Source organism: Photobacterium sp. HL06 (assembly GCF_059552575.1).
In genome coordinates this window covers 980,834-1,004,292 of record NZ_CM183915.1, presented here as the reverse complement: position 1 = coordinate 1,004,292, position 23,459 = coordinate 980,834, and the positions used below count along the sequence as shown (strand labels likewise).

Below are 23,459 nucleotides of genomic sequence, written 5' to 3'. Positions count from 1 at the left end.
ACGGTCATGAAAAAACAATATCTGTCTTATCAGGAGACGATCGACTTTCTGGCCCAGGCAATGGCAAAGCACCCGAATCTGATCCGGCTTGAAAGTATCGGCGAGACCCATGAAGGCCGTCCGATCATGATGGTGACGGTGTCACAGGATGTGGCCTATGCTGATCTCAAACCGGCTCTATTGTATACCGGGACAATCCATGCACGGGAATGGATCGGTATCGAGCTGGCGGTGAACTTCATTCAGTACCTGCTGAATAATTACCCCAGTAATCCGGATGTGGTTGAGGCGCTGACGCGTAACACGCTCTACATGGTGCCGTGTTTAAATCCGGATGGCTTTGAGTATTCCCGTAAGCACTTTTCTTTCTGGCGCAAGAACAGAAGAGATAATGGCGATGGTACGTTCGGGGTGGATTTGAACCGCAATTTTGGTATCAATTTCCGCCACTCGAGTGATACCCAGTCGAATATCTATGGCGGGCCAGCCCCTTTCTCCGAGCCTGAAACGCAAGCGGTCAAAGGGTTTGTTGAAAGCCACAACAATATCCGTATTGCCCTGGATTATCATTCACAGGGCAATGTGTTCTTCCCTGCGCATAAATTTAATCACGAAGCAGAAATTGAAGGGACGGATCTTAATATTTTGTGCGCCAATATGGCGCAGGAAATCCATAAGGTGACCCAGCGCCAGTATGGTATTCATCGTGGCAAACCGCCAGCCAACCTGATCCACGGCAGTGGCCGTGAGTACTACTATGATCGCGGGATCCTCTCGACAGTGGTCGAAGTGGGTAGCAGGAATATACCGGACTACTTGATCAACATGTCGCAAAGTGTGGACGAAAATATCCCGGCCTTGCTGTACGCGCTGGGCAGTGCGATTAACTATTCTGATTTAGCCCCTAAGCGTCCGGATAACTTTTCGACCAAAGGCGTGTCGGCCAATCAGGTTGAGCTGGTCTGGGATCACTCGCCAGATGACGAAGGTTGCTACTATCAGGTCTACCGCAGTGATTCGCCAAAGTATCACTGTACCCGTGAAAACTTGATTGCTATTACCTCGCAGAATGAATACACCGACAAGCAGTTAAAGTCAGGCCATCGTTATTACTACAACTTGCGTAAAGTGAACCGGGTGAGCCGCGTCAAGTCGCCGTTTGCGCCTGAGGTGAAGATCAAGACCAGCCTTGAGAAAGATGAGTATGCATTCACCTTGTTCCCCAAGCCTGAGCAAATTGGCTATGTCGGTGAGCTGACCCAAGTGCAAAATAGCGATCACTTTGGCCATAATTCTCTGTTTATCGGGGTCAATAAAACCAAGGGCGTGTGTTACGGCGTCATTGCGTTCGATATGGATAGGATCCCATCTGATGCCATCATTAAAAATGCGATGTTTTCCCTTTATCCGATGAACCGGGTTGGAGCCAAAATCGAAAACTATGGCGAGTGGTCAGTGTCTATCCTGAACCCGGATGATATCAACGATATTACCCATTACGAAGACATCCATGCTGCTATGCCGCTGCAGACATTGGGCGATGCGATTGATTCTGATCAGCTGACCCAGGGGATCTGGAAGAGCTGGCGCTTTAGTGCGCTGGAGAAACAATTGATACAGGATCAGCTTGAAAAGGGCCGGTTGTTACTGCGGCTGCAAGGGCCTGACAGCCTGCCGCTGGGCAATGATTCCCAGATGATGCAGTTTGATATTGGCTATGGTCGCTTCGGCGGTGGTATCCATTATCGGCCTTGCCTTGATCTTATCTATACCCGACGTCCCAATCAGGTTGCCGTCGCGGCGAGTGATTGTCATACCATCAGCCGCGAGGTTGGGCCGCAGCAAGGCGTACTGCAATGTGGTTTTGATGGTGAAGGTGATACGGTCTTCGGTCAGGTTGCATTTTCAATGGCTTGTATCAGCGACCAATCCGACATTGTGATCACTCAGGCCTATTTTGTACTCGAGAGCGAATCATTGGCAGGGGTATCGCAGCCAATGCGATTTACCGTGGAAATTGCCGAGCTGGATGATCTGGATTTTAGTGGTGTTAAACACCGGGAAAAAATAGAGTATCTTGGTTATGAAGTGAGCAGCCAGGAATTGGCAAAAGCGCCGCGGCAGACCTTCATGTTCGATAGCTCGGCAAGGCAGCACCTTGAGTTGTTTCATAACGAGAAGAAAACCGTCAACTTGATCATTAGGGCCACCTCTGCATCGCGCCAGAAAGACGCAATGGTGAACTGGCAGTCACTCGATAGTGACAAGCGCCCGCAGCTGGTCATCGAGTATATTGAACGTCGCAAGCAAGCGCTTGAGACGCCTCAGGAGCTTCAAGCGACACTGGATAACGGTTTGGTGAAGCTGACCTGGGGCAATCCGGATCACCCGGATTTTGTTGGCTCGTATGTGGTTCGCAATAGTTTTCATCCGCCGCGTTCACCTTTTGATGGGGTGAAGTTATATGCTGGCAAAGACAGCTACACTTTCGATCGGTTTGGCAATGCCAATATCCCTAAATACTACTCGGTATTTAGTTACGATAATGTGCCTAACTATTCTGTTCCGGCGACGCTGAAATTCAGTACCGATGAAGTTACACCAGTTGTGTATGACGAGTTCGAGCCGCAGGATGAGGTAGAGAAACGTTATCGCGATGGTGATTAAATTGTTTTACTAAGCTAATTAAAAAAGCCGTTTGTAGCTAAGGTGCGAACGGCTTTTTTGTATTAATTGGTTGTCAATTATTATCACTACTGGTTGATGATGAAAATATCTATATTGTTGGTTTTTGCTATGCACAAGCCTTTTTAATAAGACTTTCCACAAAATCATGATAACCGATAGATAGAAATAACGATAAGCTGCCAACGCAAAATAACACCAACCTTAATATCCAATATATGAGAATGTTCTTAAATTTATTACAGTGACTCATATTTAATACAATCATTATTGTGACGGAATAAATCTCTTTAATAATTCATCAGCATTTGAAATGAAAGTTATTATTAGTGAGGGAAATAATATTTCGTGTGTGACGTTTAGGTTGATAGTGTAAATTTGTTGAAGGTGTGTTTTCTCTATGAAATCGCGTTATATCAGGGCTTGTTGGCTGGCTACCGGATTGATCTTTCTTACCGCGTGTTTGGGGGAGGAAGAAGTCGAGAGTAAGCCTGATTACCCAAGGCCAGTGAAGCTGATGCAGATTCAAATTGGCGATAGTCAAAAAGAACGAATATTACCAGGCGAGGTACAGGCTTCAGATCAGGCTGTACTTTCTTTTCGTGTCTCGGGTGAAGTGAATAAAATATTGGTAAGGCCCGGTGAAGAAGTTCGGGCCGGTGATCTGTTAGCAACCTTAGATCCGGCTATGTACGAACAGTCTTATCAGGTTGCAAAGGCCCGATATGAATTAGCGCGAGTTCTTTATAAACGCGCTAGGCAGCTGGTGAAGAAAGGTTTTATATCCAGAAATGATTTTGACAAATCGAAGAGTCAACTTGCAACCGCTAAGTCAGCGTTAGATCAGGCGGATAACGATCGTGACTATACCAAGTTGCTGGCACCTTATGGCGGTGCTATCTCAACTCGCTACGCTGAACAGTTTGAGTTTGTCAGCGAGAAACAGCAAGTAATGGGTATTCAAGTAGAATCCTCCATTGATGTAAGTTTTCAGTTGGCTGAGCAATATATAGGAGCATTTCAAGTTGTACAGAAGCAAGGTGAGGGGGCACCTAAAGCCGGAGTGTTTTTCGAAGGGAGAGATCAGTGGTTTGAAGCTCGACTTAAAGAGTTGAGTACGGTCGCTGATCCATCAACGGCAAGCTATACCGTTGTTGTCACTTTGCCAGTTCCTGAACAGGTGAATGTATTGTCAGGTATGAATGCAAAAGTGAAGATACTGGTACCGAGTTTAGGCAATAGCAAGCCGCCTAAAATTCCGGCGAGTGCGCTCGTTAACGATAATGGTCAGGATTTTGTTTTCCGTTGGCGACCAGAGACCAAAAAACTGGAAAAAGTAGCCGTGGAGCTTGCTGATGGCCGCTTAGTGGAAGGGTTACAAGATGGCGACTGGCTCGTATTAACGGGGGCTGCCGAATTGCAAGATGGCCAAGCCGCAGTGCGTTGGGTTAAAGAGCGGGGGCTGTGAGTATGAAGAGGGCATTCATAGCGGTTACGTTACTGAGCTGCATAGCCTTGCTAGGGTGTAGCGATAAAGTTGAATTTGAAACACCAATTACTCGCGTTCAGGTTTATCAGTTACCAGAACCTAAAAATGAAGTAGCACGTATATTTAATGGTGTCGCTAAAGCACATGCTCTGGCAGAGCTCTCCTTTCGTGTTGATGGCAAAGTTGCGACGATCCCTGTTTCTAAAGGGGAGAGGGTGAAAAAAGGTGACCTGCTCGCGGTGTTAGATAAGCGCGACTATGAAATTGCGCTCGATGATCGCAAGGCCAAAAATGAGCAGACTTATAACCAATACCGACGTGGCAGGTCGATGCTTAAGAAAAAACTGATGTCACAGTCAGAGTACGACAAGATGCGAGCTGAATATTTGGTGGCTAAGGCTGAGCTCCGCATGGCAGAGCTTGCACTTGAATATACCGAGTTAAGGGCACCCTTTGACGGTGTTGTTGGCGATGTGTTCCTCGATGCGTTTGAAAATATCCAGCCAGGCGTCTCTGTATTGAGTATGCACAAAATCAACTTGATTGAAGTGGATGTGGAAATACCCGATATGATCCTTGCTGTTGCGGTACGAAAGGAAAATGGGCAAGGCAAGAAACTATTTGATGTGACGTTTGAAGCCTATCCCGATATCACTTATCAAGGCCGAGCGTTGGAACTGAATATGGCCAAGGATCCTGTGACTCAAAGCTATATCGCCACACTGGCGGTTGACTTTGATCCTGAGCATAAGGTGCTTGAAGGGATGCCGGCCAGGGTAAAGGTTGATCTAGGGGATGTGACTTACACCTATAGTCGCGAGTACTTGGTACCTGTTAATGCGGTAATGATGCAAGATGGACTGTCGTTAGATAAACAAATTGCCAATGTCTGGGTATATAACAGTGATAGCCAGACAGTAACACGCCGGGAGGTCCGTTTAGGCACTCTTGTTGGCGATATGATAGAAGTTAAGGAAGGTTTGCAGGACGGGGAAATGATTGTTTCTGACGGCGCTTCACGTTTGACCGAAGGCCAGAAAGTCGAGCGGATAGAAGGGTAGCCGATGAATATTGCAAGCTATTTTGTAAAAAACAGCGTCATCAGTTGGATGTTTGCACTGATCCTGCTAATTGGCGGGGGAATGTCCTTTTTTGGTTTGGGTCAGCTGGAAGATCCGCCCTTTACGATAAAAGATGCCGTTGTCGTGACGTTATATCCGGGGGCGACGGCCACAGAAGTCGAAGAAGAGGTTACCTATCCCATAGAAGAAGCGATTCAGGCGCTGGCTTATGTGGATGAGATTGTTTCCATTAGTACCCCCGGTATGTCTCAAATTACAGTAACCATGCAAAACTCTTATGGCCCTGATGAGTTACCTCAAATTTGGGATGAGCTGCGGCGTAAAGTGGGTGACATGACGAGCCAGTTGCCACCAGGTGTTTATGCCCCATTGGTTAATGACGACTTTGGCGATGTATATGGTGTCATGCTGATGGCCAGTGGCGATGATTACAGCTACAAAGATCTGCTGGACTATGTTGATTACGTAAAACGTGAATTGGCACTGGTCCCGGGCGTCAGTAAGGTGACGCTGGCAGGACAGCAGCAAGAGCAGGTATTTATTGAGATCTCTTTAAATAAACTGGCGTCGTTCCAAATTGATCCGGCATTGATTACCAGCCTGCTTAACTCCCAGAATATGGTGGTCGACTCAGGCAGCATCCGAATTGCAAGTGAAAACTTAAACTTACGCCCTACCGGGGCTTTTCAATCTGTTGAAGAGCTAGGCGATCTTATTATTCCTGGTACTTCAGGTAATAAGCTTATTTACCTAAGAGATGTCGCAACTGTCCATCGTGGCTTTCAGGATATACCTGATCACCTTGTTACTTTTGACCAAAGCCAAGCTATCAATATTGGTATCTCCTTTACCCAAGGGGTAAATGTTGTTGAAGTGGGTAAAGCGGTTAACGATAGATTGGCCGAGATTGATTTTGCCCGTCCTGCTGGCATGACAATGAAGTTTATGTATAACCAGCCGGTGGAAGTTGATAATTCGGTGCGTGATTTTGTGTTAAACCTGCTGGCTGCTGTCGTGATTGTGATTGTTGTGCTGCTGGTATTTATGGGGATCAAGAGTGGGATCCTGATTGGGCTCATTCTCTTTTTGACCTGCTTAGGCACCTTTACTTTAATGCTTCAGGCAGAAATAGAGCTGCAGCGTATCTCCCTCGGTGCACTTATTATTGCCTTGGGGATGCTGGTCGATAATGCCATCGTAGTTGTTGAAGGGATCTTGATGGGGCGTCAGCGGGGGCTATCCACGCTCAAAGCGGCAGAGGCCATTGTTGGCCAGACAATGTGGCCACTATTGGGGGCTACGATTATTGCGATCACTGCTTTTGCGCCTATCGGCCTTTCACCAGACTCTACCGGTGAATTTGCTGGCTCTTTATTTTGGGTTCTGCTCTTTTCCCTGCTCTTATCTTGGATAACCGCAATTACCTTAACACCATTTTTCGCCCAGCTTTTCTTTGGCAAAGAGGGGGAGGCGCCGAGTGGAGGTGAAGACAATGACCCCTATAAAGGGGCATTCTTTGTCAGTTATAAAGCCTTGCTTGATGTATGTATGCGATTTCGTTGGGTATCGGTTATTGCTGTTGTGGGTGTCTTTGTCATTTCGATTCTTGGTTTCGGTTTCGTCAAACAATCTTTCTTTCCGCCTTCAACAACCCCAATCTTTCTGGTGGACGTGTGGTTGCCGGAGGGAACGGATATCCGTGAAACCCGGGAAGCGGTTGCGAGTATGGAGCAGACAGCCAGTAAGCTGGATAATGTTGAATTTATCTCATCCAGTGTTGGTAAAGGTTTTCAGCGATTTATGCTGACCTATGAGCCTCAGAAAAGCTATGCAGCCTTTGCTCAGATAGCGATACGTACATCTGCATTTGAGACGCTTGGACCAGTAATGACGGCATATCGTCGCGACATTGAGGCAGACTTCCCACAAGCCCAGTTTAAGTTCAAACGGCTGGAAATCGGGCCGTCAACGGATGCTAAAATTGAGGCCAGGATCCAAGGTGCCGATCCTGATGTCTTGCGCGCGATAGCCGTTGAGGTGATGGCGATATTCAATGCTACACCGGGCACGGTGAACGTACGGCACGATTGGCGAGAAAGGGCTAAGTTTATTGAACCTAAATTTAATGAGACTCAGGCTCGTCGCCTTGGTATCAATAAAGAGGATATCGATAATGCCCTGAACCAAGCATTTTCGGGGCAGAATACCGGTCTTTATCGTGAAGGTACTAAACTTTTACCTATCATTTCGCGTTTACCCGATGAGGAGCGGGTCGATATCGAGTCTATCGATAGCCTGCGGATCTGGAGTCCGGCGCTGTCAGTCTTTGTGCCTATGCAGCAAGTGGTAAGTGGTTTCGATGTTAAGTTTGAAGATCCGATTATTCAGCGCCGCGACCGGAAGCGGACTTTAACCGTATTTGCCGATGCGGACTTTGAATATGATATTTTGCCTGCTGAGTTATTTACTCAGATGCGTCCTCAAGTTGAAGCAATAAAACTCCCGCCTGGCTACGAATTAACCTGGGGAGGGGAGTATGAGTCATCTGGTGATGCTAGTGCCGCGCTGTTCGCGTCGTTGCCGATGGGTTTTATGTTGATGTTCTTGATCACTGTGTTCCTGTTTAACTCGGTACGCAAGCCTTTGGTTATCTGGTGCTGTATTCCCTTGGCCATGATCGGTATTACATTGGGGTTGCTGGTAATGGGAACCCCGTTTGGCTTTATGGCACTGCTTGCTATGTTGAGTTTGTCTGGGATGTTGCTTAAAAACGGTATCGTATTGCTCGATCAGATCAATCTCGATATTTCTGAGGGTAAAGAGCCGTTTCAGGCAGTCTTTGAATCAACGGTAAGCCGTGTCCGTCCAGTTTGTATGGCGGCGATTACGACGATTCTGGGTATGTTGCCGTTGGTGACAGATGCTTTCTTTGAATCTATGGCCGCGGTGATCATGTTTGGTTTAGGCGTTGCAACCATACTGACGCTGATCATCGTGCCAGTGCTTTATACAATATTCTTTAGTATTCAGTACCGTAGTTACAAAGAGTTCTAGTTTTTACTGGTTTCAAACTGTAAATCCCCAACGCATCGGAAGCGCTGGGGATTTTTTGTTTTGGCGTTATACCCAAGTAAACTCGCCCTTTGGGAGTGAGCCAGCGAACCCATTTCTGTGTCAAATAACGTTGAAAGGGATTGCCATTCCTACCATTATTTTCCTTGAACTGAGCACGCTGGTCTCACTCTGAATCCTGCATCTTGAGGTAGCTTGGGTATATGTACCGGCAGTGGGTACTAACTTCTAGCTCGCCAGATCATCTCGCACTGCTGGCTGCCATCTTTGGCGAGCGGCTTTTCGATCAGCCAGCGTATGGGTGATACTACTGGGCTGGTGGTAAATCGCACTGAGGTTTCCAAAATGGCAGAGAGCGGTACTGAAAAATCGAAATCTTCAAACTGGCCAAAGATCTCCACTGGTGTTTGCAGGCTGAAAATTTGTGCCTTTTTTGATTGTGGCCGCAGGTACAGAGAAAAGGCACGATCGGCGTAGCTGGCATCAAACTGGCCGTTGACCTGAATACGGGTGGTATCTAGCAGCAGGTTGCGTTGCTTCATCGTACCCTGATTGATATCTACCCCTGCTGCTACACAGTTCAGTACCGAAGGATCATTATTGGTAAAACTTGGAATAATGGCATCAGTCAGGCTGACGGCCCACAGATCAATCAGATCGGATTCGAAGGCTTGTGGCCAAGCGGCAAAGCCAATGAAGCCATTGGCATTGTTCATTAGGCTATCGGGCGAGTTAGCCAGGCTGGTCAGGTTGAAGTGGGTACTGATCCGGCCATGCATACCTGTGTCGGGGGCGATTCGCCTGGCGAGTACCCCATAATCGAAGTTGTTGATATCACCTTGTATGGCAATGTCGAACAGCTCACCTTTGGCTTTGATCTGGCTGGCCAGGTTGATATCGCCCCCTGGTAGCTGGATGTGCATGGGGTGCAGCTCAAACTCACCGTCTTTTAATTGCCAGTTAAGCTGCCCGGCACCTAGCCAATCACTGCCGGAACGCACCTCGTCGACATCGAGTTTAAAGCGTGCATTGGCAAAATCTAGGCCTTCAGGGCTGATCACCGATACGACATCATCGTTAGTATTCAGGTTTTCATTGGCAGCAGATGTTTCACTGTCGGATGCCCAGGCTTTCCAGCCATCAACCTTGAAATCATCGAGCTGGATAAACGGAGCGTGTAGAGTCAGATCTATTTCCGGCCGTGCACCTGTTTTTAGCGGTGGCAGGAATGTCCCGTTGCCAGTGAGCTTACTGTCATTGACCTTCACCAGCATATCGCTTAGGTGGTAGCCAAGTTTGTCCAGTGACAGTTTGGCTGCCAGTGTAACAGGTCCATACGGCGGTAGCTCGACGCCGGCAAAAGCGTTAAACCGGGCCAGGCTTGGGGTAAATGCATCAAACTCGATATTGAGCTGCTGCGGGTTTACAGGCAATGCGACTTGAGAGCTGGCATTGAAGTGCATGTCCCCCAGTTTAACCGCCAGGCTGACTGGCATGGTGCTACGACCATCATTGGCTTGTTTCAGTGAAATGGAATCAAGCTTGAGGGTAGCCGCTTGTCCTGCCGCCTTGCCTGCAAGTGCAAGCTGAGTTGCCGTGTCCGGGCCAGTCACAAAATAGCCGTTATCGAGAAACACATCTAAAGCTTTACCGGTATAGACATCGGTAACGCTAACCTCGCCGCCAAACAGGCGAGCATCGACTTCGGCCTGCTCCATCAGTTCAAGTACAGTACGGCCAGAGAGGGCCACTGCGATCTGGGCGCGTTTAAGGCGCATGTCGAGTTCATCAGTGATATCAAACCGGGACATAATGGTGCCGATATCCGGGTTGTTTACACTAAGGTTGAGCTGGGCACCAATCGTAGCGGCATCGATAGCAAAAGCCAGATCGCCCTGATACTGGCTTCCAGCATAGGTGGCTGAAAACGGCGAGGCAGGCATTTGTCCGTTGCGGATCTGGCCCTTGAAGGCCATGGCTTCCACCTGCTGGTTGGCCCAGTTGAGTTTGTCGACGGCTAGCGATATATCGGCATCGGCAATGACGATTTCGTTGCTGAGTAGAGGGACATCAAGGTTAACACCCTGCGTCGGCACCGTTTTCTCAACCTGAGGTAGCTCTGGGTCATTGACGAACTGGCCAAACTGGGTGAAATCAAGTTGCTGGAAGTGACCGTCGAAGATCAAAAATGGGCGCATTTGGTCTGGGCGCCAGCGCATCGACACGCTCCCTTTACTGTGCATGAGCGACAGTTCGGGCATCACGAGATCTATCCAGCCATTTTGGTAGTGTAGTTTGCCGTCGATACGGATTGCACCGCTGATATCGGCTTGTGTGCCCAGCCAAGGACTAAGCTTGCTGGCATCATCGCTGGTGATGGCTAGGTTGAACCAGCTGCCTTCTTCCCAGCGGGTATTTTTCAATAAGCCTTCCGCATTTATCTCGATTGCCGGGCTGGTAAAGCTAAATCTGGTTGGCCAGTCGTTGCCATTGAGAATATCGGCTAATGTGCCTGCATTGGCTGTAATATGGGCTGGGATCCCCATTAGCTGACCTTGAATATCAGAGCTAAAAGGCAGGTTTATCCCGGTATTCAATCTTGCCTGGTCAATACTGAAATTGGCTTCGCTGCCCCATTCGACGTTGGCCTCATCAATAGAAAGTGCTATTTCACTGTTTTTCAGCCATTGGGATAATTTGATGCCCTGGGTGGTAACTGTTAACTCGGCAGTGGTCAGGCTACCACGGGCGTAGGGCATACCTGTTAGCCAGCGCGCCATTTCACCCAGTGAGGAGTCTTTGGCCCCCAGGGAAATGTCAACGGTTGAGACCCACCCGGTTGCATCGACCGTTGCTATACCGCGGAAAGGAACCTCGGCGATATCAGCCGTCATGGGGGCAGATAGGCTGCCGTCTTTGCCTTTAACAGACAGCGACAGGTTTTCTACCGGGGTACCCAGCCCTTTGACCTCATGGATAGCCAGCTCTAATTGGGTGGTCGTCTTCATTAGCCACTGATCCAGCGCTTTTTGTAGTGGCGACTGAGTCGGTGCTGATCTATATGCCATCATCATAGGCTGAGGCTGAGGCTTGGGCTCTGGTTGTAACCATGGGCGAAGATCAATCAAAGGAATGGTCAGTTCGCCATCAATGGTATTGTGATCACCCAGCGTAATGTCTAAGAAGCCTTTTCCTTGGGTAATTGGACTGTCGATAGCCAGATTTTGTACCGCGATACGTTCGGCCGAAGCACTGACATGGGTGGTGAGGGTCAATGGTGCGATGTGTTTGACATCGAGACCAAATAAATCCTCAATCGGCTGGGTATTTTGCCAATGCAAGGCAACATCTGCTTCAGATTGCCCCTGCTGTGGCGGGACAATGTTTGCGTCGATGCTTAGCTCGGCCCCTGCAAACTCACCATGGGCTTTGATACTGCCCTGCTGGTGGTTAACCAAAGAATCCAGTTCGCCAGTGAGTGCAAGGTTATATCCTTGCCCTAGTGCCGAACCACGTGCTGTAAGCTGCCATTCAGAAGAGGGTTTGTTGAGCTCCAGTGTTTCCAAATACCAGTCAACGAATTGTCCCTGGCTCTGATCTTCATAAAGCAGGGTTATATTTTTAGCGCTGATTTTGTCGTTCAGCTTGAGCTTAAAGGCAGATGGGCTGCTCGTCGTTTTGGTTTGTTGAGCCGCTTGTTGTTTCGGTTGAACTGGCTGGGTAAAGTGCCAGTTGCTATCGCCATCATAGCTTTTCGCAAGGTGGAGGCTGATATTCTCAAGTTCTAGGTAGTCTACTTCTAACGTATTGTTCAATAGCGGCAGCACCGAAACTTTGGCATTGAGCTGGCCAGAGGAGAGCATGGGTTTCCAACTAAAAGTATCGATATTGGCAATTTCGACGCCACTTAAGCGCACTTCCGGGCTAAATGACAGAACTAGCTCAATATCGCCACTGATGCTGGCTTCTCGCTGCAGGTTATCTGAGAGCCACTGGTTGATCTGTTCTCGATGTGGGGTGAGATCGACCCCGATACCATAGCTCAAAGCCGCGGTCGCGATGACAACAGGGCTTAGCAGAGCGATACCGGCCCATTTAGCGACTGCTTTTAGTCTGAAGCGGCGATTGGGCAGCGGTGAACTTGAATCAGGTTTGTTATTTTCTTGGGTCATGGACTGGGTGCGAAATATATCCGTCTGGCTGTAATTTATTGGATGGCGTTTTATTTTGTAAAGATACCATGTTGGTAGGGTTTGTTGGTATGGCTCAAGGAAAATTGATAACGAGATAACACCGCCCGAAATGGACGCTACATCCGCTGTTGATTGTTATTGAGCTGAAATCACACGGCAGAGCGGTAAACTATTAGTCATATTGGTTTAATGAATGCCTTTCATCAATTTGAATCATGGTTATGCATTCTTTAGACTGCAAAGGTCGGGGAAGGCTTGGATTATGGATTTATGACGCAAATGCTTAATAGCGTTCTGGCAGTAAGCCACTTGGGATCAGGGTTGGAAAGCTCTGAACGTTATTGCTTAACCCAAGCACTACGGCAAGGGGAGCACCTGGCTATTTCCGGCCCATCTGGCTGTGGAAAAACCAGCTTGCTGCAGGTGCTTGCCGGTTTACGTCCTGCGGCGAATGGAACATTTTCCTGGCAAGGAAGGCCTATCGATGCGGAGTCTCTAACTTGGTGGCGCCAGCAATTTTGTTATTTGCCGCAACTACCCGTTATGGGAGCAGATAGCATTGGGCAGGTACTGCGCCTGCCGTGGCAGCTGAAGGCGATGAAATCAACGGTGCCGGACGATCAGCAATGCTTGGCCGTACTCGACAAGCTCGCTTTGTCGCATCCCCTGAATCAACCAGTTTCCCAGCTTTCTGGTGGCGAAAAACAGCGCTTGGCTATTGCCAGGGCATTGTTAATGGCACGGCCGTTGTGGTTGCTTGATGAACCGACCTCAGCTTTAGATCCGGCTAGCCGTAATAACGTCATTGCATTGCTGGCTGAGCAACAGCTGACCCTGGTTTCCGTCTCGCATGATCCGGTTTGGTTGCAAGCCTGCGATTATCAACATTCAATGGGTACAAGTCATGGATAACGCTTTGAATATCAGCAATCTTGCGATGGGCGGTTTCTATTTGCTGCTGTTGATCCCCCTGTTTCTCTTTCACCGCTGGCAGCTTGGCTTAAGCCGTACATTGGTTGAAGCGGCGTTGCGCATGACCTTGCAGCTGGCCGTTGTTGGCCTTTACTTACAGACCCTGTTTGAGTTTCAGAACCTGGGGCTAAATGTCCTGTGGCTATCGGTGATGATCATGGTGGCCGGATACAGTATCTGTCGCCGGGCCGAAGTTAAAGTGAAGGCAGTCATGCCTGCGGTGATAGCCGGGCAAGTCGTGGCTTTATTGGTCATATTGCCATCTTTGCTGGCTGGTGTTATCAAGGCTGAGCCTTGGTGGCAGGCACAGTATATGATCCCGGTGGCGGGAATGCTGTTGGGAAACTGTTTGACCGCCAATGTCCTGGCAATCGAGCGTTGGTATAGCAGTTTGCGGGAGAAGCAGAATGACTATCAGTTCTATCTCGCAATGGGGGCTCCCAATCCGGTACAGCCATTTATTAAAACTGCCGTTAAAGCGGCACTGGCCCCTCAATTGGCATCGATGAGCACATTAGGCATTGTTAGTTTACCGGGGATGATGACTGGTCAGATCCTGGGTGGCACAGAGCCACTACTTGCCGTCAAGTACCAACTAGTGATCATGGTGGCGATATTCATTTCTGCCACTTTGTCTGTTGCTACGTCATTGGCCGTAGTCAGCCGTTATGCCTTTAATCGTTATGGACAGCTGATAATTTAAGCTCTCATTTCCACCTTGCAAGGTGGCATTTATTGCAATGAAAAAGCCGTATCCTTGCCACCTCATCGATTTGAACATTGGCTTGCACCCTGCTATGAAACAAGTTCGTAGCGGATACTTGCATCATCGAATGATGCCATTAAGGCTTTAATATTCCTGTAGTAGGTAACAGTTTTACCTGATGGGAAATACACTTTTAGCTTCATTTTCTAATCTCCATTCATTGTTTGCCATCGCAATTTTCTTAGGGTCGTTTTTCAGGGTAGCCATCTTCTCTTTGCTTATTAATGCTGCATTAGTGAGTTTTTATTCGCAACTGTAACTTGGTCTATTGAGATGTTTTGTTACAATTACAGCCAACAGATTATCAAATGCTTACGATATGGTATTTGTCTGGCTTATGATTTTGATGGGTATTATTGGTGGGGGGGGTGTTTGGGTGTATTCAAGAAGTAAATAATAGAAAAGGTTTTAAGATTGAATAGATTATATGAATGATGTCGTGAGATAAAGCTGTGGTGGAAATAATGCAATATTCCCCTTGTTGAATTGGGGAATATAGTATTATATATGAGTTGTTTAGTTATTAAGTTAGCGCAGGTTCTTGTTTGATTTGTTGTTATCCTATTATTTAATGCCACTATTTTTTTGAAATTTTCTTTTAGAACGAATCTAAAAGTATTTTTGAATCATCATTACCGTTTAGGAAAGATTCATTCAACCAATATGAGCCCAGTTCAATATCTTCTTGGCTGCTTGCCCCCAAAACTAGGCTAGTGCCGAGTGCGTACTGGGCTTCAGATTCGCCGTTCAGCGCAGATTTCTCAAGCAATGCAAGCGATCGTTCTTCATCCTTAGAGCAGTGCTTGCCTTGTTGATATAGCGAGGATAAATATAGCTGTGCATAGCTATCGTTTAACTTAGCACCCAGTTCAAGAAAATAAACGGCATTATTGTAATCATTTGAATCTAGGTAATATTTATACAATGCTTCAGCAATGTCAGCATCGTCTGATGAAGCTTCTTTTAACAGCTCCAAAAAATCATCGGAAACTGAAGGACTTAATAATTTATCTTCAATTTCATCGAGGGATAAATTCGTATTGTTGTTTTTCATAACTAGCTCAGATAATAGAATGAGCGAATAAAATAACAGAACAAAAAAATATAATAAAATAGTGTTAGCTTTTGAAAAGTGATATTAAATCAATATGCTAGTTTTTGCTTTTTGTAATTTATTTGTGATTTCAGTTGCTTAATAAGTCGAAAAAATGCGGTGATAATCACGAAAATGTGGTTCGTTTGCTTATTATTTGAACGATTGCGTCGGCCAGCCTTCTTATGAAGGCTTTATCCGTCACAATTTTGTACACTATCACTTCTGATCTTCACCAATAGAGACCTATGACCATTTCTACAGATACCTTGCACAGGATCACTCAAGCGATGAAGGCTGAGAGCATTGTCGAGACGCAGTTAATCCAATCATTGTGGGGTGGATATGGTGATCTTTTCCGAGTCAGGTTAAACAATAGCCAGTATTCATCAGTGATCGTTAAACATATCAAACTCCCGCAGCCAAAAGATCATCCCAGAGGCTGGAATACGGCAATTTCTCACCAGCGCAAACTCACCTCTTATCAAGTCGAAGTGAACTGGTATCAGCATTTTGCCAACCATTGTGTATCGCAATGCCCAGTGCCGAAATGTTTATTGGCTGACATTCAGGGCGATGAGATCCTGCTCATTCTCGAAGATCTGAATACACTTGGTTTTAGTGAGGTTCATAAAGCGGTTGGACAGTTACAGGTAAAAGCTTGTTTACGCTGGCTGGCATACTTTCATGCCCAGCACCTAGCTGTAGAACCACATGGTCTGTGGGACAGTGGTACCTACTGGCACCTGGAAACCCGTCCTGATGAACTGGCTGTATTGGCTGACACAGCGCTGAAAGAGGCGGCGGAGAAAATTGATTTAACGTTAAAACAGTGCCGTTTCCAGACCCTGGTACACGGGGATGCCAAATTGGCCAATTTCTGCTTCACGCCTGAAGGGGATCGGGCTGCTGGCGTCGATTTCCAGTATGTGGGCAAAGGGTGCGGTATGAAAGATGTCATTTTGTTCATTAGCAGCTGTATCCCTTTTGCAGAATGTGAAAATCGTGTTCCAGGTTTGCTGGATTATTATTTCAGTGAGCTTAAGCAGGCCGTTGTACTACTGCAGCCTCACATTGATCCTGAGCAGGTTGAGCAAGAATGGCGACCGCTGTATTGCGTAGCATGGGCGGACTTTCAGCGTTTTGTTAAAGGCTGGAGCCCGGATCACTGGAAGATCAACGCTTATACGGAAGGTTTAACCCAGCAAGCGCTGGCACAATTGAGGTAATACTATGATGCTTTCCACTTTGCAGTTACAGCAGTTGCTGGCGCCGGCAACCGAGGCGGCGGTTAAAGCAGGGCACTATATTGCGGCCTTTGATCGTTCGCAGCTGCAGGTCGACCACAAGGCGGCGGGTAATAGCCTGAGCTCGCAGGTTGTGACCCAGGTTGATCTGGATAGCCAGGCCATCATCCTCGATATTCTCCAGCCAAGTATTGAGCAATATGATTTCGCAGTTCTCAGTGAGGAAAATGCCAGCGAGGACAATGTCTCCGGCCATCCGCGGTTTCAGAAAGCTTATTTTTGGTGTATCGATCCGCTCGATGGTACGTTGCCGTTTATTGAAGGCCTGGAAGGTTTTGCCGTTTCAGTTGCCTTGGTTGAGCAGTCCGGCAAGCCTGTCATTGGTGCGGTTTATAATCCGTCAACCGGAGATACCTATCAGGCGCTCAATTCTATCGATGGTTCTGGTGCGAAAGTATTGTTGAAAAACGGCTCGCCTTGGCTCCCCACAGCGGATAACTCACACTTTACCTTGTATATCGACCGAAGTTTTGAAAATGATCCGCGTTATTCGCGCTGTATTGAAAGTATTGACACTATGGTTCAGCAGCAAGGCTATAGCGGGCTGAAGGTCGTCAACAGCTGCGGCGCGGTCATGAATGCAATTGGCGTATTTGAAAATGCCCCTGCATGTTATCTCAAGCTCACCAAGGCAGCGAAAGGGGGCGGTAGCTTATGGGATTTCGCCGCAACGGCGGCAATCGCCCAGGCATCAACGTCGCTATGGGCCAGCGATATCTACGGTGGGCCATTGGATCTTAATCGCTCCGATTCCAATTTCATGAACCATAAGGGTGCCTTGTACCTCCACGGTGTTGACCATGAAGTATTCCTGCGGGATCTATCTGTATTACTGCAGATGGATAGCGTACAGTAGCCCAAGCGCTTTGTGATGATTAAGGACAATCTCCAACGATGTCAAAAAAATACTCTTTTAAAGAGATACTCGATACCGCACGATCCCCAGCGATTGTCCAGCGCTCCATCAAAGTATCATTGCTTGTTGGCTCGATATTAATGTTTATTAATCATGGTGATGCGATATTGGCGGGGGATCTAGATCAATACCGGATAGCAAAGATACTGCTGACATACATGGTCCCTTATCTCGTATCTACCCAGGCTGGCGTAGCTGCTACGCTCGAATTCAAAAAATAATGACTAGGTGATTAGAATTATGCTCAAAATTTTTACAGCCCCGATCCCTGAACATCAAACCTTGATAGACAAAGCGGAGCTCGAAGAGCTGAAAGCCAAGGCGGCTCTGTTTGACCAGTTGCGTACTAACCAGCCATTAGATATTGCCAGCCAAATTGCCAATAACGCCTGCAATGTTAACAAGGCATCGGCTAACCGCCTGGATGCAATTAACCACAACTTTGAATTGATCGAAGACTTCATAAACCAGTCGGGGCAGATAGAGAGCTTATCCACTGACTCCTATGATGCCGCCAGTAAAACAGCCGCGACGAGTGCACAGTCGATCAAGCAGCTGCATAACCTTTCTGCGAATATCCACAGTTCGAAAGAGAATATTAGTGAGTTCACTGAATTGCTTTCCTCGCTAGATGGCAATAATAAAAATATTGGCCAGCTGGTTGAATCAATCAAAGGCATCGCTGACCAAACGAACCTGCTGGCATTGAATGCCGCGATTGAAGCCGCCCGGGCAGGTGAGCACGGGAGAGGGTTTGCGGTCGTTGCCGACGAAGTCCGGGCTTTGGCGAATACGGCTAATCAATCGGCTGATAAAATTAACAGTGAGATGAAAACCATTATGGATATCTCGGGGTCAATTATCAGCAAGCAAAAAGGGATGACAGACATTATCAATAACAGTGTCGACATCGCCGAAGTGACCCTGGAAGATATTGAGTCGTTGGTCGCAATGGCTAACCAGAGTAAAAGTGCGGTTGAATCCGTTATTGCCAGCGTACAACAACAGCTGGTCAATTCGGCCACCATTCAGGAAAATATGCAGCAGCTGGTGGAAGATACCCGCAGCGCCGTTGCCCTTTCAGCTTCTAACCATGAGCTGGGCGAATCCCTGATGAAAGAGCTGGTGGTGCTGAAAAACTGAGGCAAGCAGGTTTAGCTTGATGCATATGAATCCTTCTTTTTTTGTGATTCGAGCATTGAGCTGAACCTGAGGAAAATAGCGGTACCACAGTAGCAGTTCCCAGCTCCCAGCTCTTTCATTGTAGCTGCATCAGCAATGGAGGAGTCTTTTGCTGTTAAACAACGTAGGTGGGTAATACAGTTATCAACCTCGATGATATTCTCCTTGCCACCAATGGCCTGAACATAGGCTGTTGCTAGTTCGGTAATGTTCTTATTGGCCATCGGCACCTTGAGCTTGACTGGATAGCCAGTCGACAAAATAGGTTATCGCCTGGCTGTCCCGATGCTGGATAAGATAGTAGCCAGCATTGGCAGGAATGGCCTCGAAAGGGGAGACGAGCTTACCGGTCGCAAAGTCGTCTTTGATCAGCGCGCAACGTGCCATCGCCACCCCGAGTCCGGCCTCTGCTGCAGCCATTGCCATGTCGGTTCGGTTAAAGTAATGCCCCTGCTGGCTGTTGGCGGTGATTGTCATGTTTTTGAACCAGTAATGCCACTCGTAATCCTGGCGAGCATCTCGCCAGGGCATCGCATCATGCAAAAGGGCAACTTTCTCCCAGCATGCCTTATTGTTCCAGTCGAATTTCTGCTTATAGTCAGGGCTCATTACGGGTAGTAAGTACTCATTAAGCAACAATGTGCCACTGGTTTGAGGCTGACGGCAGTAGTCGATCACCAGATCAAAAGTGGTGTCTTGATGATCAACCAGGGCGCCCTCGGCAAAGGTCTGAATTTTGATCTCTGGGTACTGCTGATAGAAATCCTGAAGCCTGGGAACCAACCACTTGAAGGCAAATGATGGCGTAAGTTTGAGGCGAATTTCTCCCTCGGCAGCAGGTTGCTGAAGGTGGGTAATAGCCTGGTTGATCTCATTGAGGTTTTGGCTGACTACATTGTACAGCTGTTGCCCTTTTTCGGTTAAGCGGATCCCTCGTGAATGCCTGTAAAACAAAGGAAAATTAAGTTGTTGCTCCAACTGTCTGATCTGCTGGCTTATCGCTCCCGTGGTGATGTGCAGGTGTTCGGCGGCTTGGGTGAAACTGCCGAAGCGGGCGGCAATATCAAAGGTTGCTAGGCCTGACAGGGTACTGTTTTTGAGCGGCTGCATGGATATCCTTTTTACTTGCCTTTAGAAAAACTAAACGCTGCTGTTAAATATTATCGATTGTTATGCAAATGTAAATAAAGCATTCTCCGTTCCATAAAGTCGCCTACAAAAAAAGAGAGTCGTGAGATGGAAGTGATTGTTTTAGGTAGCGGTGTGATTGGCCTGACATCAGCCTGGTATCTGGCCGAAGCGGGGCACGATGTGACGGTGGTGGAACGCCAGCCAAAGAGTGCTGAAGAGACTAGTTTTGCCAATGCCGGACAAATTTCGTATGGCTATTCATCGCCGTGGGCGGCGCCGGGTATTCCAGTGAAAGCAATGAAGTGGCTGATGCAAAAGCATGCGCCGCTCAAAATCAAGCCGTCGGTATCACCGGAGCTGTACTTGTGGGCATCGAAAATGCTGGCGAACTGCAACCAGAAAAAGTATCAGGTGAATAAAGCCAGAATGTTGCGGGTGGCTAATTACAGCCGCCAGTGTCTGTTAGATCTGCGACAGCAGCATGACTTGAACTACGAGGGTAGGCAACAGGGTACGTTACAGGTGTTCCGTAATGAAGCCCAGATAGAGGCAGTTGCCAAGGATATTCAGGTCCTGGCTGAAAGCGGTACCCAATATGAAGAGCTTGATGTGGCGGGCTGTATTGCCGCTGAGCCTGCCTTGGCCAAAGTGAAAGACAAACTCGTTGGCGGCCTGCGTTTGCCGGATGACGAAACAGGTGATTGTTATCTCTTTTGTCAGCAACTGACCGAACTGGCTAAACAGGCCGGGGTCAAATTCCTGTTCGACATATCAGTGCACAGCCTCAATCAGACAAGTGGGAAAATTACTTCTGTCACCACCAGTGCCGGAGAGTTAACAGCCGATGCCTATGTTGTCGCTATGGGCAGTTATTCTGCTTCACTGCTGTCAACGCTAGGGATTGATATCCCAGTGTATCCAGTTAAAGGGTACTCGCTGACGATGCCTGTCACCAATGTTGGAGCAGCCCCTGTTTCTACTGTGATGGATGAGACCTATAAAGTAGCCATGACGCGTTTTGATGACCGTATTCGGGTTGCCGGTACTGCTGAACTGGCAGGGTATGATGTTAGCCTGACCCAGAAGCGTCAAGAGACCATAGCGATGGTGATCCAGGATCTGTTTCCTGAAGGGGGAGATATCAATCAAGCTGAATTTTGGAGTGGTCTGCGACCAATGACGCCGGATGGGACGCCGGTAATCGGCAAAACTCCTTTTGATAATCTGTTTACCAACACCGGGCACGGCACGCTGGGTTGGACGATGGCATGTGGCTCGGGAAAAATGCTGGCAGATATCGTCAGTGGCTGCTCTGCAGATATTGATCCTGATGGTTTGGATGTATTCCGCTATGCCAGCTAAAGGTGCTTATGGTTTAGCCCTTTAATTTCCCCTAAAGAATGAGACAGTTGGTTAACTCGATAGTACTCACCTGCGTAGCCTCATCCTGCTTTTTAGGGGATGACGCTACACGGGGTAGATGATGTTTAGCAATTCCCCTTCTTAGCCTGGCCTGGTGGGCAGAAGTTTCCGTTTCCGTGATTGCTACTGCTTTCGTTGGTTGTTGCCTTAATATTTACGCCGTCAACTTCACCTTCGACATGTGTCAGTTGGCAGCCGCCGAGAAACAGGGTAAACAGAGCTAGGCTAAAAAATGTGTGCTTTTTCATTGCTGTAAAGTGGGTTAATCAAACAATAGTTCTTGCGAGTATATGCGTTGTTGTATTGGTGATTGTTAGGTGAAAGTCAGATAAATGTCAGTAACCTAAAATATTCAGCTGAATGTGTATTAGAATTTAATTACGAATAGTTTTTTGTACTGTTATTAAATCACTGACATCATTCTGAATGGACTAGATATTTGCTCAGTTTGGCATTCAATAATGGGAGGCCGTAATGAAGCGGGTCTTTTACATTAGCGATGACTTAGACGACCTGGAGCTGGTGGAGTATGAACTAGAACTGAGCGGTATTAGTTCTCCGCAAATCCACGTGCTTACAGACAATGACGCTGAGGTTGCCAGCCATCATCATCTTCACCCTGTGAAGTCTATTATGCGTAACGACATTATCCACTCGACAGAGATTGGTGCTGTCGTCGGTGTTTGTGCGGCTGCCTTTGTATTGCTAGCGGCATTTCTGTCAGGTGCGACAGAAACGGTAGGTTGGGTACCCTTTGTGATGTTGGCCATTGTCATGTTGGGGTTTATCACCTGGGAAGGTGGTTTGTTTGGCATTCAGGAACTGCACTATCAGTTCCGTCGCTTCAAGCAAGTACTGAAGTCTGGCAAACATGTGCTGATGGTGGATGTGGAGCCTAACCAGGAAATCACATTGGCTAATGTGACATTGGCTCATGATAAGTTGAAGCCTGCAGGTACCGGCAAGGCTCCCCCACACTGGCTGATATCAACGCAAAATAATTGGGAGAAAATGAAGCGTACTCTCCCATAATTTCCCATAGCAGGAAAGAAAAAGGGGAGGTGAGTTAGCCTCCCCTCCCTGTTTGTGTTCGCCCGAGAAACGTGTGTTAAGGCCCCCCTGCTTCATTAAAGAAAATAGCCCGAAGCTGGAAAATATACTCTGCTTCACTGGCCATTAAGGCGACCAATACTAACAATACCAACGGCGGCAAAAAGATGGTGTAAACCAATGCCAGCCGCTCCCACATCATGTGCATGAAAACACTCGCGATAAGTCCGGCTTTTAGTGCCATGAAGATTAAGATCAAGCTCCAGCGAAGCAACCCCTCAAGGTGGAAGTAGTCAACCAGATAAGACAGAGTGCTGAGAATAAAGAGTAGTCCCCATACTTTGAGGTACAGGCTAATGGGATGTTGCTGCTTATGCTCGGTTGAGCCCGAAAGTGACGTGTTCATAGCCGACCCTCCTACCACAAGTAGAAAAAGGCAAAGATAAAGACCCAAACCAGATCGACGAAGTGCCAGTACAGCCCGGCGATTTCGACAATCTCGTAATTACCGCTGCGCTCATAGTTTCCTCGCCACACTTTGATGGCCACTATCAGCAAATAAATCACCCCAATGCTGACGTGCAGGCCGTGAAAGCCGGTGATCATAAAGAAACTGGCGCCGAACTGTGCTGCCCCGGCTTCATTGCCCCAAGGTCTGACGCCTTCTTCAATCAGCTTGGTCCACTCGAATGCCTGCATCCCGACAAAACTGAGCCCAAATAGCGCTGTGATCACCATCAGTAGTGCCGTTAAACGCCGCTTGCGCTGGTAGCCTGAATTTACCGCCATCGCCATGGTGCCGCTACTGGTGATCAGAATGAAGGTCATGATGGCAATCAGGATCAACGGGATCGACTGGCCGCCAATCGTCAGGGCAAAGATTTCACTGGGGATCGGCCAGGGGGTTGTGGTGGTCATCCGTACTGCCATATAGCCGGTAAGAAAACAGCCAAAGACAAAGATGTCACTGAGCAGAAACAGCCACATCATGGCTTTGTTGGAAGAGATCCTGAACACGGCTTGGTCGGCGGAGTAATCCGCGACGATGGAAGACCATTGTCCGGGCTGGGTAGACGGGGTGTCGGCCATACGTATTTAC

The 23,459-nt window shown here is 47.8% G+C and carries 19 protein-coding genes; 12 read left to right on the top strand and 7 right to left on the bottom strand.

Translation table 11 applies throughout. The features are described 5' to 3' along the window. The first annotated feature begins 6 nt into the window (after nucleotides 1-6). The 4 genes from AC51G0_RS22890 to AC51G0_RS22875 all read left to right on the top strand — a co-directional run bounded on the left by AC51G0_RS22890 (nucleotide 7) and on the right by AC51G0_RS22875 (nucleotide 8,310). Nucleotides 7-2,667 carry a M14 family zinc carboxypeptidase gene (locus tag AC51G0_RS22890; protein ID WP_496303958.1) on the top strand — a complete coding sequence of 887 codons (2,661 nt, stop codon included), beginning with the start codon at nucleotides 7-9 and terminating at the stop codon, nucleotides 2,665-2,667. 418 nt (nucleotides 2,668-3,085) lie between these two features. Next, entirely contained in the window at nucleotides 3,086-4,153 is a 1,068-nt protein-coding gene (locus AC51G0_RS22885; RefSeq protein WP_496303957.1) for an efflux RND transporter periplasmic adaptor subunit, read from the top strand. A gap of 2 nt (nucleotides 4,154-4,155) precedes the next feature. Continuing rightward, a complete protein-coding gene (locus AC51G0_RS22880; RefSeq protein WP_496303956.1) occupies nucleotides 4,156-5,235 on the top strand; it encodes an efflux RND transporter periplasmic adaptor subunit in 1,080 nt (359 codons plus the stop codon). Nucleotides 5,236-5,238: 3 nt separating this feature from the next. Further along, nucleotides 5,239-8,310, top strand: coding sequence for an efflux RND transporter permease subunit (locus AC51G0_RS22875; protein ID WP_496303955.1), 3,072 nt, complete (start codon nucleotides 5,239-5,241; stop codon nucleotides 8,308-8,310). A 239-nt stretch (nucleotides 8,311-8,549) separates the two neighbouring features. Here AC51G0_RS22875 and AC51G0_RS22870 read toward each other — a convergent pair whose 3' ends face one another. Beyond that, nucleotides 8,550-12,500 (bottom strand): AsmA family protein, encoded by a 3,951-nt coding sequence (locus tag AC51G0_RS22870; RefSeq protein ID WP_496303954.1) that lies wholly within the window; start codon nucleotides 12,498-12,500, stop codon nucleotides 8,550-8,552. A 291-nt stretch (nucleotides 12,501-12,791) separates the two neighbouring features. Here AC51G0_RS22870 and AC51G0_RS22865 point away from each other — a divergent pair, with 291 nt between their 5' ends. After that, on the top strand, nucleotides 12,792-13,433 hold the full coding sequence (locus AC51G0_RS22865; RefSeq protein WP_496303953.1) for an ABC transporter ATP-binding protein: 642 nt from the start codon (nucleotides 12,792-12,794) through the stop codon (nucleotides 13,431-13,433). After that, nucleotides 13,426-14,196 (top strand): ABC transporter permease, encoded by a 771-nt coding sequence (locus AC51G0_RS22860; protein ID WP_496303952.1) that lies wholly within the window; start codon nucleotides 13,426-13,428, stop codon nucleotides 14,194-14,196. Before AC51G0_RS22865 ends, AC51G0_RS22860 begins: the two co-directional genes overlap by 8 nt. A 661-nt stretch (nucleotides 14,197-14,857) precedes the next feature. Here the strand turns inward: AC51G0_RS22860 and AC51G0_RS22855 are convergent. Next, nucleotides 14,858-15,313, bottom strand: a complete 456-nt coding sequence (locus AC51G0_RS22855; protein WP_496303951.1) for a tetratricopeptide repeat protein — start codon at nucleotides 15,311-15,313, stop codon at nucleotides 14,858-14,860. 287 nt (nucleotides 15,314-15,600) lie between these two features. Between AC51G0_RS22855 and AC51G0_RS22850 the strand changes: the two genes are divergently transcribed. From AC51G0_RS22850 to AC51G0_RS22835, 4 genes are read left to right on the top strand one after another with little or no spacing between them, the layout of a single operon-like run. Further along, nucleotides 15,601-16,581: a phosphotransferase gene (locus AC51G0_RS22850; protein ID WP_496303950.1), complete on the top strand. Its 981-nt coding sequence runs from the start codon at nucleotides 15,601-15,603 to the stop codon at nucleotides 16,579-16,581. Between the two features lie 4 nt (nucleotides 16,582-16,585). Continuing rightward, entirely contained in the window at nucleotides 16,586-17,515 is a 930-nt protein-coding gene (locus tag AC51G0_RS22845) for a 3'(2'),5'-bisphosphate nucleotidase CysQ family protein (RefSeq protein ID WP_496303949.1), read from the top strand. Between the two features lie 38 nt (nucleotides 17,516-17,553). Beyond that, complete coding sequence (nrtS, locus tag AC51G0_RS22840) at nucleotides 17,554-17,796, top strand: nitrate/nitrite transporter NrtS (protein ID WP_496303948.1); 243 nt, start codon at nucleotides 17,554-17,556, stop codon at nucleotides 17,794-17,796. 19 nt (nucleotides 17,797-17,815) lie between these two features. Then, nucleotides 17,816-18,718 carry a methyl-accepting chemotaxis protein gene (locus tag AC51G0_RS22835; protein WP_496303947.1) on the top strand — a complete coding sequence of 301 codons (903 nt, stop codon included), beginning with the start codon at nucleotides 17,816-17,818 and terminating at the stop codon, nucleotides 18,716-18,718. Nucleotides 18,719-18,729: 11 nt separating this feature from the next. Here AC51G0_RS22835 and AC51G0_RS22830 read toward each other — a convergent pair whose 3' ends face one another. Together AC51G0_RS22830 and AC51G0_RS22825 are read right to left on the bottom strand one after the other, a co-directional pair. Continuing rightward, a complete protein-coding gene (locus tag AC51G0_RS22830) occupies nucleotides 18,730-18,981 on the bottom strand; it encodes a PTS sugar transporter subunit IIB (RefSeq protein ID WP_496303946.1) in 252 nt (83 codons plus the stop codon). Continuing rightward, on the bottom strand, nucleotides 18,971-19,867 hold the full coding sequence (locus tag AC51G0_RS22825) for a LysR substrate-binding domain-containing protein (protein ID WP_496303945.1): 897 nt from the start codon (nucleotides 19,865-19,867) through the stop codon (nucleotides 18,971-18,973). Before AC51G0_RS22825 ends, AC51G0_RS22830 begins: the two co-directional genes overlap by 11 nt. A 126-nt stretch (nucleotides 19,868-19,993) precedes the next feature. On the opposite strand from AC51G0_RS22825, the gene AC51G0_RS22820 reads away from it, so the two are divergent. Then, nucleotides 19,994-21,250, top strand: coding sequence for a D-amino acid dehydrogenase (locus AC51G0_RS22820; protein ID WP_496303944.1), 1,257 nt, complete (start codon nucleotides 19,994-19,996; stop codon nucleotides 21,248-21,250). Between the two features lie 125 nt (nucleotides 21,251-21,375). On the opposite strand, the gene AC51G0_RS22815 is transcribed toward AC51G0_RS22820, so the two are convergent. Next, nucleotides 21,376-21,558 (bottom strand): hypothetical protein, encoded by a 183-nt coding sequence (locus AC51G0_RS22815; protein WP_496303943.1) that lies wholly within the window; start codon nucleotides 21,556-21,558, stop codon nucleotides 21,376-21,378. Nucleotides 21,559-21,784: 226 nt separating this feature from the next. Here AC51G0_RS22815 and AC51G0_RS22810 point away from each other — a divergent pair, with 226 nt between their 5' ends. Continuing rightward, nucleotides 21,785-22,342 (top strand): NAD/FAD-utilizing enzyme, encoded by a 558-nt coding sequence (locus AC51G0_RS22810; protein ID WP_496303942.1) that lies wholly within the window; start codon nucleotides 21,785-21,787, stop codon nucleotides 22,340-22,342. Nucleotides 22,343-22,418: 76 nt separating this feature from the next. Here AC51G0_RS22810 and AC51G0_RS22805 read toward each other — a convergent pair whose 3' ends face one another. Next, complete coding sequence (locus AC51G0_RS22805) at nucleotides 22,419-22,766, bottom strand: cytochrome C oxidase subunit IV family protein (RefSeq protein ID WP_496303941.1); 348 nt, start codon at nucleotides 22,764-22,766, stop codon at nucleotides 22,419-22,421. Between the two features lie 11 nt (nucleotides 22,767-22,777). Continuing rightward, nucleotides 22,778-23,449 carry a heme-copper oxidase subunit III family protein gene (locus AC51G0_RS22800; RefSeq protein ID WP_496303940.1) on the bottom strand — a complete coding sequence of 224 codons (672 nt, stop codon included), beginning with the start codon at nucleotides 23,447-23,449 and terminating at the stop codon, nucleotides 22,778-22,780. Nucleotides 23,450-23,459: the final 10 nt, after the last annotated feature.